11 protein-coding genes, 1 other RNA gene and 1 pseudogene are annotated in these 12,903 nt (G+C 39.4%); 3 read left to right on the top strand and 10 right to left on the bottom strand.

Features of this window, described 5'->3' with window-relative positions:
* Positions 1-79: 79 nt before the first annotated feature.
* Positions 80-1,123, top strand: a complete 1,044-nt coding sequence (recA, locus tag A9J31_RS03215) for a recombinase RecA (RefSeq protein ID WP_067762521.1) — start codon at positions 80-82, stop codon at positions 1,121-1,123.
* Positions 1,124-1,238: 115 nt separating this feature from the next.
* Positions 1,239-1,856, top strand: coding sequence for a regulatory protein RecX (locus A9J31_RS03210; protein WP_067762519.1), 618 nt, complete (start codon positions 1,239-1,241; stop codon positions 1,854-1,856).
* Between the two features lie 82 nt (positions 1,857-1,938).
* On the opposite strand, the gene ffs is transcribed toward A9J31_RS03210, so the two are convergent.
* An RNA gene (ffs, locus tag A9J31_RS03205) (signal recognition particle sRNA small type) lies at positions 1,939-2,035 on the bottom strand.
* A gap of 291 nt (positions 2,036-2,326) precedes the next feature.
* Between ffs and A9J31_RS03200 the strand changes: the two are divergent.
* Positions 2,327-3,188 (top strand): annotated as a pseudogene (locus A9J31_RS03200) (YbgF trimerization domain-containing protein).
* Between the two features lie 71 nt (positions 3,189-3,259).
* Here the strand turns inward: A9J31_RS03200 and lpxA are convergent.
* The 9 genes from lpxA to uppS form a co-directional block, all read right to left on the bottom strand.
* Positions 3,260-4,048, bottom strand: coding sequence for an acyl-ACP--UDP-N-acetylglucosamine O-acyltransferase (gene lpxA / locus A9J31_RS03195; RefSeq protein ID WP_067762517.1), 789 nt, complete (start codon positions 4,046-4,048; stop codon positions 3,260-3,262).
* A gap of 2 nt (positions 4,049-4,050) precedes the next feature.
* Complete coding sequence (gene fabZ, locus A9J31_RS03190) at positions 4,051-4,530, bottom strand: 3-hydroxyacyl-ACP dehydratase FabZ (RefSeq protein WP_171256651.1); 480 nt, start codon at positions 4,528-4,530, stop codon at positions 4,051-4,053.
* 5 nt (positions 4,531-4,535) lie between these two features.
* Positions 4,536-5,606, bottom strand: coding sequence for a UDP-3-O-(3-hydroxymyristoyl)glucosamine N-acyltransferase (gene lpxD / locus A9J31_RS03185; RefSeq protein ID WP_067762513.1), 1,071 nt, complete (start codon positions 5,604-5,606; stop codon positions 4,536-4,538).
* A gap of 3 nt (positions 5,607-5,609) precedes the next feature.
* Positions 5,610-6,107 carry an OmpH/Skp family outer membrane protein gene (locus tag A9J31_RS03180; RefSeq protein WP_067762511.1) on the bottom strand — a complete coding sequence of 166 codons (498 nt, stop codon included), beginning with the start codon at positions 6,105-6,107 and terminating at the stop codon, positions 5,610-5,612.
* 40 nt (positions 6,108-6,147) lie between these two features.
* The gene (gene bamA / locus A9J31_RS03175; RefSeq protein ID WP_425394341.1) at positions 6,148-8,679 is read right to left on the bottom strand and encodes an outer membrane protein assembly factor BamA; all 2,532 of its coding nucleotides are present in this window, start codon (positions 8,677-8,679) and stop codon (positions 6,148-6,150) included.
* Positions 8,680-8,765: 86 nt separating this feature from the next.
* Positions 8,766-10,121 (bottom strand): RIP metalloprotease RseP, encoded by a 1,356-nt coding sequence (gene rseP / locus A9J31_RS03170; protein ID WP_067762507.1) that lies wholly within the window; start codon positions 10,119-10,121, stop codon positions 8,766-8,768.
* A gap of 4 nt (positions 10,122-10,125) precedes the next feature.
* Positions 10,126-11,322, bottom strand: a complete 1,197-nt coding sequence (gene ispC, locus A9J31_RS03165; protein ID WP_067762505.1) for a 1-deoxy-D-xylulose-5-phosphate reductoisomerase — start codon at positions 11,320-11,322, stop codon at positions 10,126-10,128.
* Positions 11,323-12,144, bottom strand: coding sequence for a phosphatidate cytidylyltransferase (locus tag A9J31_RS03160; RefSeq protein ID WP_067762503.1), 822 nt, complete (start codon positions 12,142-12,144; stop codon positions 11,323-11,325).
* Positions 12,145-12,900 carry a polyprenyl diphosphate synthase gene (uppS, locus tag A9J31_RS03155; RefSeq protein ID WP_067762501.1) on the bottom strand — a complete coding sequence of 252 codons (756 nt, stop codon included), beginning with the start codon at positions 12,898-12,900 and terminating at the stop codon, positions 12,145-12,147. It abuts the gene before it with no gap.
* Between the last annotated feature and the right edge of the window lie 3 nt (positions 12,901-12,903).

The raw sequence follows: 12,903 nt of genomic DNA, 5'->3' as shown, positions 1-12,903 counted from the left end.
TATACTCGGGTGGAACAGATTTAAACTGAATACATCCACTTGAGTATATTGTTTCGTGACATCGTATTGAGGTTGTAAGATGGATGATAATAAAAGCAAAGCGCTAAATGCAGCACTAGGTCAAATTGAAAAGCAATTTGGTAAAAACACTGTAATGCGTTTAGGTGATAATACCGTTTTGGCTGTAGAAGCTGTATCTACTGGATCACTTACCCTAGATATCGCACTTGGCATTGGCGGTTTACCAAAAGGTCGTGTAATTGAAATTTACGGCCCTGAATCTTCAGGTAAAACCACAATGACATTACAAGCAATTGCGCAATGTCAGAAAAATGGTGGTACTTGTGCTTTTATCGATGCAGAACATGCACTCGACCCTCAATACGCACGCAAACTTGGCGTAGATTTAGACAATCTATTGGTATCGCAACCCGATCATGGTGAACAAGCGCTCGAAATTGCGGACATGCTCGTTCGTTCTGGCGCAGTTGATATGATTGTTGTCGACTCAGTCGCTGCATTGACGCCTCGTGCAGAAATTGAAGGTGAAATGGGTGACTCACACATGGGCTTACAAGCACGTTTGATGAGCCAAGCACTGCGTAAAATGACAGGTAACGCTAAACGTTCAAACTGTATGGTTATCTTTATTAACCAGATTCGTATGAAAATTGGTGTTATGTTTGGTAGCCCTGAAACTACAACAGGCGGTAACGCACTTAAGTTCTATGCGTCTGTACGTTTAGACATCCGTCGTATCGGTCAAGTGAAAGAAGGCGATGAAATTGTCGGTTCAGAAACTCGCGTAAAAGTTGTGAAGAACAAAATGGCGCCTCCATTCAAAGAAGCGCTCTTTCAAATTCTTTACGGTAAAGGCGTGAACCAAATGGGCGAATTGGTTGATTTAGCAGTTGCTCAAGAATTGGTGCAAAAAGCTGGCGCATGGTATTCGTACCAAGGCAACAAAATTGGCCAAGGTAAAAACAACGTAATTCGCCATTTAGAAGAAAACCCTGAAATTGCGAAAGAACTTGATCGTTTAATCCGTGAAAAACTGTTAACACCTGTTGCTGTGCCTGCAGATGAAAAAGACGAAGCTGAACCTGATTTTTTAGATGCTTAAACTAAACTGATTTTTACATCATAGCAATCTGACTTATTCGTGTGCATGCAAACACCTTTCAGATTAAACTGTAAAACGCCCTTCGGGGCGTTTTTCCTTATGACGTTACTTAATAATGAATGATTCAAAATTTCCCAAACTTTTAGATTATCAAGCACTCAAAGCTCAATATGGTGAAGAGGATATCGCCCCACCTCACACAGAGCACCATAGTGAGCAATCTACTGATGATCGCGTTGACTTTAGTGAAGAAGTCACAGTGCCTGAACAAAAAAAGCCAGGACTCACAGGAACCCGTTTGCGTTCTTATGCTTTTGCTGTATTAACACGCAAAGAATACTCGAAAGCAGATTTGACAGAAAAATTAGCGCTATATGCAGAAGATAGAGATGAAGTCATTGCACTTGTAGATGAACTTGCGCGTGAAAATTATCAAAGTGATCAACGTGTCGCTGAGACCTTACTTTCTAGCCAAAAACGTAAAGGAAAAGGTCCGAACCGAATTAAACTAGCTTTAAAGAATAAGAAACTCAATACAGCGCTAATTCAAGAAGAATTGAAAGAAACAGATTGGAGCATTGAAGCCTATACGCTCAAAGTAAAAAAATTTGGTAAAGCCGTCGAAAAAGATCCAAAGCTCAAGGCAAAACAAATCCGTTTTTTACAATATCGTGGTTTTGACTTAGATACGATTTTTAAAGTCATTACGCGCACAGAGTTGGATGACGATTAAAAAATTAGGTTAATAAAAGCAAGAAAAATGAGGGATAAATGAAATAATGAATAAAATTATTGTTTTATAAAAATGGTGGCAACCCTACCAGCAAAGCTTCGGCACATCATAGTTCTACTACCGTTGCTACCTTCCGGTCCTGGCGGGGTTTGTAGAGTACAATTGCGAAGTAACCAGCAGGGCTACCATTGCAAGAACAGAGTATAGAGAATTTTCCTAAAGTTGCAAGACAAAACATTGCTTTTGTATGACTTCACTAACTGTTTGATTATTTATAAATCAATGTGCATTTAAATTATGTAGAAAGCGTGAAAATTACACCCATCTTATTTACTTTAAAACACAACAACCATGCAAAAGCTTATTGCAATTCATGTGTTTGGCGTTTTTAATGTGTTTATCGTTTTTCAACTCGCTGTCTGTAATAAAAATATTCAGTACAGTGCAACGAGTCACTACATGGAATTTTTATGATGCTTAAAAAGCAAATTCTTGGCGCCCTCACCCTTAGCTGTTCTGGCGTCCTCTTTGCAAACATCCCTATTGAATCGCGCGGTTTGAGCGGGGCAAATAACGGAACTGTTTACACGGCGAATAATACTGCGATCCAAACAGGTGCTGGTTCCACACCTACCCCAACGAATCTCAATTGGCAGCTAATGCAAAAAAACCAACAGCTGGAAAATGAACTACGTACGCTCCGTGGAAAAATGGAAGAACAAGATAACGAAATTGAGAAGTTAAAAAATGAACTGACTAATCGTTATGCTGATTTAGACCAGCGCTTAGAACTATTACAACAAAAAATTGAGCCAACTGAAGACACAGATACTACGGAGGATAATCAACAAGGTACTGCACCCAGCAACTCCTAAGCCACCTTTGACCAATACATCACAGTCCATACCACAAAAAAACCTAAGTTCTTCCGCAACGCAGCCAGTTAATGCTGGTGGAGATCCTCTTGAGCTAGAAAAAGCAGCCTATACAGTTGCTCTAGATGCCTACAAACAAGGTGGTGCAAAAAAAGCGATTGCACCAATGCAAAATTTTATAAAAAATAATCCAAACAGCGTTTATATTGGTAATGCATATTTTTGGTTAGCTGAATTTAATCTCGCAATTGAACCAACCAATTATATTGAAGCGAAAAAGAATTATGGCATTGTCGTAGATAAATATCCCGACTCAAGTCGCGCAGCTCGCGCACTGTATCAGCTCTATAGTATTGCTAAAGATGTCGACCGTAATACGGTACTAGCCACACAGCTAAAAAATAAACTTTTACAGAAATACCCTAAATCGGAAGAATCAGGCTTTGTTAAAAAGTAATTTTTTTAATAGTTTTATTTTAGCAATAAAAAGACACCGCACTTGGTGTCTTTTTTATTTCGCATCACTAATTAACGAACGATACCACGTTTAGATTGTTCTAAAGAATCAAGCAATAACTGTGCTTCCGCTACTTCTGGCAAGATCTCAGTACGAATACGCTCAATGGCCTCATTGGTCGTCAAACCTGCTTTATAGATCAATTTGAATGACTCACGTAGACCTTGAATGGTATTTTTAGACCATCCTTTACGACGCATACCTTCAACATTCATTGCAAAAGCATGTGCAGGGTTACCTGAAACCATCACATATGCAGGAACATCTTTAAGAATAAGCGATGCACCACCAATCATGCTATAAGAATCAATCTTACAGAACTGATGAATACCTGAGTTACCACCTACAATAACATAGTCACCAATATGAACGTGGCCTGCAACACCGACATTATTGGCAAAAATATTATGGTCACCTACCACACAATCATGTGCAATATGTGTATTCACCATCAATAAATTATGACTACCAATTTTCGTCAAACCATGGTCTTGTGTTGTACCGCGATGAAGGCTGCAATGCTCACGAATTGAATTGTGATCACCAATTTCTAACCAAGTTTCTTCACCTGCATATTTCAGGTCTTGGCACTCTTCACCCACACTGGCAAACTGAAAAATATCATTATGCTGACCAATACGGGTATATCCACCCACCACAACATGTGAACGTAACTTGGTTCCAGCACCAATCGTCACATTGGGTCCAATAATACAATATGGCCCAATTTGAACATCTGCAGCAATCACTGCAGATGAATCAATAATAGCGGTCGGATGTATTAATTCGTTATTGCTCATGCTTACTCTGTTTTTTGATGCGAAACCATAATTTCCGCAGTTGCTGCTACAATACCATCAACAGTGGCAATACAATTATATTTGTAAATGCCACGCTTTTGCATCACTAATTCTGATTTTAAAACAAGTTGATCACCTGCAACCACTTGTTTTTTAAATCTTACCTTTTCTGCACCAGCAAATAGGAACAAAGAACCTGATGAGGGCTTTTCATTATTCATAATGAAACCCAAAATACCAGAAACCTGCGCAAGTGCTTCAACAATTAACACACCTGGCATAATTGGATATTCTGGGAAATGGCCCTGCAAAAACTCTTCATTGATCGTTACGTTTTTGTAGCCAACAATCCCGTTGTCGGATACTTCAACAACACGATCAACCAATAAAAACGGATAACGATGTGGCAAATATTCACGAATAGTCTGAATAGTCATTGGTAATTCAGGTTTAGTGAACGCTGGGGTATTTGACTCTGTCATCATAATTATTTACGCAATTTAAAAGTTGATTCAAGGGACTCAATTTGAGATTGCATATGATCAAGTCGTTTGACCAACTGGGTCAATGGCACATCTGCTAATTGTTTGAAGCGAATCGCAGCCTTTTTCCAAGAACCACTTTCAAGCATTGGCGTCCCCGACGAATAACTACCAGCGACTGAAATACTTTTTGTGACCATTGACATTCCAGTGATTGTAACATTATCGGCAATATTAATGTGACCTACGATACCTACCGCACCAGCAAGTACACAATTTTTGCCAATCGTGGTACTGCCGGCAATACCGCATTTAGCAGCCATCGCAGTATTCGCACCCACTTTCACGTTATGTGCGATTTGCACAAGGTTATCAATAATGACTCCATCTTCTAAAATAGTGTCATCCAAAGCACCACGATCAATACTACAATTTGAGCCAATTCGTACATCATTACCAATGCGTACCGAGCCAAGTTGAGCAATACGATGCCATTTACCTTGATAAGGTGCAAAGCCAAAACCCTCACCACCAATCACAGTACTTGCATGAATACGTACACGGTCTGCAATTCTAGCTTCACCAGTTAAAGTCACATGTGAATCGATAAAGCAATCTTTGCCAATTTCAACATTATCATCGACTTTTACTTGTGATTCTATGCGTGTACCTTCACCAACGACACAGTGCGCACCAATAACGGTGTAGTGACCAATATATGCTGTATCTGCAATGATTGCTGAAGGATGAATTTGCGCAGTACTTTCAATACCCGTTTCAACATGTTTTTTTTCAAAAACATGCGTCAAAATAGCAAAAGCAAGATACGGATTAGCAACAACAATAAAATTTTGTTGTGTTGTGATTTGAGCTTGAAGTTCAGCAGTGACGATTAATGCACCTGCTTGAGATTGATTCGCTTCAGCTAAATACTTTTCAGCATTCACGAATGCAAGATGATGTGGTTTGGCCTGCTCTAAGCTCGCCATACCACTCAGTTGTAAATCAGCCTGACCTATACATTGACCTTGTACAAGCCCGGCTAGCTTTTCTAAACTGAATTTTTGAGAATTCATTGATTATTTAATTGCGTTAACCTTTTGAATCATTTTATCAGTTAAATCAAACTTAGGGTCATACGCCAATGCTGAATTTTTATTCAAAACAACATCTAAATTATTCTCTTTACGCAATTGTTCAGCAACTTGCTTAATTCTGGTATCCATCGAACGATTTAAATTTTGAATATTACCTTGTACCGAGGTTTGAACAGTCTGCTGCAAAGCATTTAATTCTTTCAATTTATTTTGATACTGCTGACCCATTTGCTGCTTTTGCGCATCAGTCAGCTTATCACCACTTTGCTGTGCTTTTTGCTGCAGTGATTCAAGCTCTTTCGCCAAGGCTTCAATCTTGGTTGTTTGTGGTTTTAATTGCTGCTGAATTTGTGCATTTTGCTGCTTAATATAAGTGCTTTGATCAACAACTTTTTCTAAGTCTACAACACCATAACCTGCCGCATGAAGCATTGAACTACACGATAAACCAACAACTAAACCAGCGAGAAGCTTTTTCATTTTATATCCTTTTAATTTTGATACCCAAAATGGGTCGTACTTAGAATGTACGACCGATTTCGAATTGAATCTCTTTTGTTTCATCACCAGCTTTATCATTCAATGGGAATGCATAGCTCAATGAAATTGGACCAATCATCGTAATCCAAGTGAAACCTGCGCCTACGCTGTAACGCATGTTATTCATATCAAAGCCGTAATTGTCTTTACAGTATTGACGTGCATTATAAGATTGACCATCTTTAATTAACACACTGTCTGCAGCTGGCACATCACACTGTGTATCAAATACTTGTGCACCCTCAGCAAACAATACTGGACGAACTTGACGAGCCCAATCCCCTTTAAATGGAACTGGAAGTGCTAGTTCTGCACCAAATTGTACAAGCGCGTTACCACCAACTTCCTCAAAATCTAAATCTTCTTTGCCAACACCTTGATAGTACACACCATCATATTTTGGACCTAATGTACTATTGTCATAACCACGTACCGAGCCAAAACCACCTGCATAGAAGTTTTTATAGAATGGCAAGTCATTACCATAGCCTAACTTACCGTAACCACGCACAACAAAGTCTTTACCTAGTGGGAAATAAGCTTGTGCATCGTATGTGACTTTTTGATATTCAACATCACTACCTGGTAAAGCAATTTCAGTATTTACGCGATGCGACATACCTGAAGTTGGGAACACAGGACGGTTTAGCGTGTTATATGACCAACCTAAATTTAAATTGTAGGTTAAAAATTTACCTTTAAATTCATCATTATAATCTACAAGATCAACAGCTTGATATTTATCGTCGACACAATGAATTGCATCCTCATAATCACTTGGAATAGGATTAGGAGTTGGAGTTTGATTATAAATATCTATTGCTTTTTGTGAGACATAACTACCAGTACAAACATCTTCCGCGCGATGAGTAGCCTTACCACCATTAGCAAGCAAGTAATCACGTACATAAGTTGAAACGTATGGACCCGTAGTAACCTCAGTTTGGTCTACGTTTAAACCCATACTGATACTTTGGTTTTCATCGATCGGATAACCGAAGTTAATACCACCACCAAAACTGTCAGTGACGTAGTTGTTAACGTTATAGTCATCATCTAACTTGGTTTTACGGTAGTACATGTTATAACCACGACGTACACCATCAATAGTGAAGTACGGGTCGGTAACACTTAGGTTGTAGTAATCTTGAGTCTCTGAACGTGACAAATCGATAGAAACCGCATTACCTGTACCTAAGAAGTTGGTTTGACTCAAACCTGCTTGGAAAGTGATACCACCACTTTGCGAGAAACCAACAGCGAGTGTACTTGTACCCGAATGCTGTTCTTCAACATTCACGTTCAAGTCAATTTGGTCTGGTGTGCCAGGAATACGTGCAGGTTTCACATCAACTGTTTTAAAGAAACCTGTACGCTCTAAACGAACTTTGGATAAGTCAATTTTTTCGTTACTTGCTAAAGCACCTTCCATCTGACGCATTTCACGACGTAACACTTCATCGGCAGTTTTTGAGTTACCTGTAAAGTTAATACGGCGTACAGTAACTTGTTGACCTGGATTTACATAGTAGTTCAGATCAACTAATTTCGTATCTTTATTAATTTCTGGAACAATATTCACTTCAGCAAAGTAATAACCCGCATTACCATATTTACGAAGGAGTAATTGTTTAACTGCGTTTACTTTTTCTTGTGAATAAAGCTCACCATCTTTATAAAGCTTTAATGCATTCAATTCATTTTGTGTATAAAGCGCATCACCTAAGAATTTGGTTTCCCCAAACTTAAATTGCTCGCCTTCATCCACAGAAACTTCAATGAACACATGCTTTTTATCTTCACTTAGGTTTAGGCTTGAATTGGTAATATTAAAATTGATATAACCTTTGTTCAAATAAAGCGCGCGCAAAGACTCTAAACTTGCAGCCATTTTTTCACGTGCATAACGGTCATTACGGGAAATAACTGAATTCCAACCGCTTTCTTTCAATGCAAAAATTTGTTTAATTTCGCTTTCTTTAAAGACTGTATTGCCAATGATATTAATATCAAATACTTTAGCTGACTGACCTTCAACAAAATCAATTAAAACATTTACACGGTTATTTGGCTGAGCTGTAGTTGTCACTTTTACATCAGCGTCATAACGGCCTTGCTGCATGTACTGTTGTTCTAATTCTGTTTCAACCAATTGTAATGAAGATTTCTTAAGAACCTCACCTTCAGCAAGACCCATTTTTTTCAGGCCTTCTTCCAAAGCTTCCTTTGGAATCAATTTATTGCCTTTCAGCTCAACTTTAGAAATGATTGGGCGTTCCACTACGGTATACACAAGTGTATTTCCCACTTGAGATGATTTCACATCATCAAACATACCTGAAGCGAATAAGCTACGAATCGAGTTCGAAATGATTTGATCGTTTACACGATCTCCAGCGGAGAATGGAATCATTCCTGCCACATTGTCAGGAGTTAAGCGCACTAAGCCATCAACTCGAATATCTTGTACTACAAAATCATCTGCTGCATATACTTGTTGTGCTACTGCCATAGCACTAACCAGTGCCAACGGCATAAATAAATGTTTGTGCTGCATGCCAGTCTTTTCCGCTGTTAATTTATTACGTATCTACGTTGTTATAAACGCATAATGTCATTGAATAGAGCCAGTAGCATCATACTACCCAGCAATACCATACCAATTTTTAAGCCAACCAATTGTATTTGTTCAGAAACAGGTTTACCACGAATTAATTCAATAAAATAGTAAATTAAGTGACCGCCATCGAGCATAGGAATTGGGAGTAAATTTAAAATTCCCAGACTTACACTCATCAGTGCCATAAAAGAAATGAAGGTTTGCCAACCCATTTCAGCACTTTGACCCGCGACTTTAGCAATCGTAATTGGGCCTGACAAGTTATCCAAACCAACCAACCCACGTACCATTTTTACAATAGAATTCAAAATCATGCCAGAAATTTGACCGGTTTTTTCTACTGCTTTACCTATTGCCTCAACAGGACTGTACTGAATTATTTGCTTATATTCAGCAGGAACATTCACTTTACCAGGATCGCTTTGTACACCAAGCATACCTGTGACTTTACCCATTTGGTCACGCTTACCTTGCGGCATCACTTCCAAATGCACAATTTTATTTTGTCGCAATACATCTATTTTTAGTAATTTTTCGGGTGATGCTTGTACAACTTGTACAACATCAAACCAATCTTTCATTTTTACGCCATCAATCGCAACAATACGATCTCCCTGCTTCATTCCTTGTCGTACTGCCGCACCATCTTCGCTCAGTTTAGAAACCACAGCTGGAATTTCTGGACGATACGGTGTAAAACCTAGAATTTCTAATGGAGATTGCGATTGATCGCGTAAAAAACTTTGAATTGGCAAACTAAACGTTTTCAACTGTCCATCACGTTCAGCCTGAATTTGAATATTGCCCGTTTCGCCAACTCGGTCTACTAAAGCATAGCTTAGTCGTTCCCATGTTGATACTTGAGTACCATCAACTGCCGTGATTTTATCACCAGCTTGCATCTGAACTGCTGCAGCTGGCGTATTCGGAATAACTTTCCCTACGCGAGTATTCAGCTGCTCTTGCGCAGGTAAAAATAAGATCCAAAATAGAATAACTGCAAATGCCAAATTAATGAGCGGACCAGCAGCAACAATTGCAATACGCTTCCAAGGATGCTGACGGTTAAAGGCTTTCGGTAAATCAAGCTCCGAAACATCACCTTCACGCTCATCCAACATTTTGACATAACCACCCAGTGGTAATGCAGAAAGCTGATATTGAATCCCTGACTTTTTAGATGTCCACTTTAAAAGTGTAGGTCCAAAACCAATCGAATAGACCAATACTTTTACACCCAGTTTACGAGCAACAATATAGTGTCCAAACTCATGAATCGCAATGAGTGGACCAAGTAGCAATATTGCCGCAATAATCATAAACAAGGCATTCATGTTTTTAACTTCCTAAATTCAATACAGCTTTCTCAGCAACGATACGTGCAGTATGGTCTGCTTGAAGAATCACATCAATACTTACCGCCGCAGCATTTTCAACTTGACCCAAGGTATGTTCCACAACCTGTGGAATTTGAGTAAATCCTATTTGCTCTGTTAAGAATGCTGCAACAGCTATTTCATTTGCTGCATTTAATATAGTCGGTGCTAATCCACCTGCCTTCATGGCTTGACGCGCAAGTTTCAATGCAGGGAATCGAACTGTGTCAGGCTCTTCAAAATTCAATTGTGAATGCAAGAACAAATCCAATGGTGGCACATGTGTTTGAATCCGTTCAGGCCAAGCCAGTGCATGTGCAATTGGTGTACACATATCAGGATTACCCATTTGTGCCAAAGTCGAACCATCCACATATTGAACCATCGAGTGAATGATACTCTGAGGATGAACTACAACTGTTACAAATTGTTCTTCTACTGCAAATAAATGACATGCTTCGATGAGTTCTAGGCCTTTATTCATTAATGTTGCAGAATCAACCGAAATTTTTTGTCCCATAGACCAATTTGGATGCTTACAAGCCTGTGCAGGTGTAACTGATTGCAATTGTTCTAAGCTATGGTGTAGAAAAGGCCCACCAGAAGCAGTAAGTAAAATCTGCTTAACGCCCATTTTAGGCTGACCATTACGATTTTCTTGTAGATAGTTCTGTGGCAGACATTGAAAGATAGCATTGTGTTCAGAATCGACAGGCAATAACAAAGCGTTATTTTCCCGTGCTGTCTGAATCATGATGTCTCCTGACATCACCAAAGCTTCTTTATTGGCCAATAAGACACGTTTACCTGCTTTTGCTGCGGCAAGTGTTGGCAACAATCCTGCTGCCCCCACAATTGCAGCCATCACAACATCTACGTTTGGATGTTCTGCTGCAGCAATTAACCCTGCCTCATCATGTAAAATTTCAATTTCAGACAATTGATTTGCAATTAACAACTGGCGCAGTTCATCCACTTTTTGCAAAGGAACAACTGCGATTTTCGGTCGAAACTGTTTGCAAATTTCTACAAGTTCTACAATTCGGCTATGAGCAGTAACTGCAAAGACTGAATACTCTTCGGGATGTAGTTGCAGAATCTTTAAGGTACTTTGACCAATGGAGCCTGTAACACCCAATATACAAACAGATTGTGACATCTATAAATCTACGCCAATAAGTTTTAAAACATACATACCCGCTGCAAAAATAGGTGCTGCAGCAAGCAACGAGTCGATACGATCTAGCACACCACCATGCCCAGGAAGAATTCGGCCTGAATCTTTGATACCCGCACGACGCTTGATCATCGATTCAAATAAATCTCCTAGCACAGAACTAAATACAGTAACGACAGAAAGAATAAGGAATAAAATATGCTCCGCAAGGCTTAAGTCGAGGTATAGCACTTCAACCACAACCACAATGATCATTGCAGTGATTAAACCGCCATAAAGTCCTTCCATCGACTTGTTAGGACTTACATCTGGTGCAAGTTTATTCTTACCGAGTTTACGGCCAACAAAATATGCACCACTATCTGCCCCCCAAACCAATAAGAATAGATACATCAACCACCAAGGTGAGCTATCCCAAACTGCAAAAATTGCAGTAACAGCAGCTGAAATCAGCACAAGTCCAATTCCGTTTAAACTTGGGTTATACCAGTTATCGTATTCTGGGTAAGATTTCACCCAATAAACACTTAATACCCAAGTAAAAATTGACGCTGCCCAAAGCAGTAAAGCCACATCACCAAAATGTAATGCCAAAGCAGAAATAATTGCTGTGACTAAGCCATAGCCCCAAGCAAATGGCTTCACAGTTTTAGTACTTCGCGGCATGAGTTTAAACCACTCATAACCTGCTACAGCCGATGCAATGATCATCAGCACAAGCATTGGATAATGTGACTCTGTTGCAAACATACAACTTAGTACAACTGAAACCAGTACCAATGCGGTAATTATCCGCTCTAACATTTATTTATTCTCAAGTTGCTCTTGTTGAATCTGCTCTGAAGTCTTACCAAAGCGACGCTCACGGCCACCAAAAACTGCCAGTGCATCATCAAACTCTTCAATGGTAAATTCAGGCCACAACGTATCTGTGAAATAAAGCTCTGCATAAGCAGCCTGCCACAATAAGAAATTCGAAAGACGGAAATCTCCACCTGTACGAATTAACAAATCAACTGCAGGTAAATCACTTAAACTTACGTATTGACCAAAGACATCAGCATCCACTGCTTCAAGATCTAATTTATGTTCTAAAACATCTGCTGCAATGTGTTTTGCAGCTTGAGCCATATCCCACATACCACCATAACTAATTGCAATGGTCAGGGTCATGCTGTCGAAATTAGCAGTCCTTTGTTCCGCATGCAACATTAAGTCACGTAACTTCGCAGATAAACGAGAACGATCACCAATAAAACGCAGAGCAATATTAAACTTTTCCATGCGTGGCAACTGCTCATGGATGGTCTCTTCAAGAAGAGCCATGAGTAAATCCACCTCGAATTGAGGACGATTCCAGTTTTCACTTGAAAACGCAAATACAGTCAGTGCTTGAATATTTCTTTTACGACAATGCTCAACGATTGGGTCAAGGATGTCCTTTCCAGAACGATGCCCTTCACCTTTTTGCATTTGATTCTTTTTGGCAAAACGATTGTTGCCATCCATGATGATGGCAACATGTTTTGGAAGATGGGAAGTTTCTTCAGATGAGGTCATTAA

Source organism: Acinetobacter gandensis (genome assembly GCF_001678755.1).
In the GTDB taxonomy this organism is placed as follows: Bacteria; Pseudomonadota; Gammaproteobacteria; order Pseudomonadales; family Moraxellaceae; genus Acinetobacter; species Acinetobacter gandensis.
This window is presented reverse-complemented; position numbering and strand designations above follow the sequence as displayed.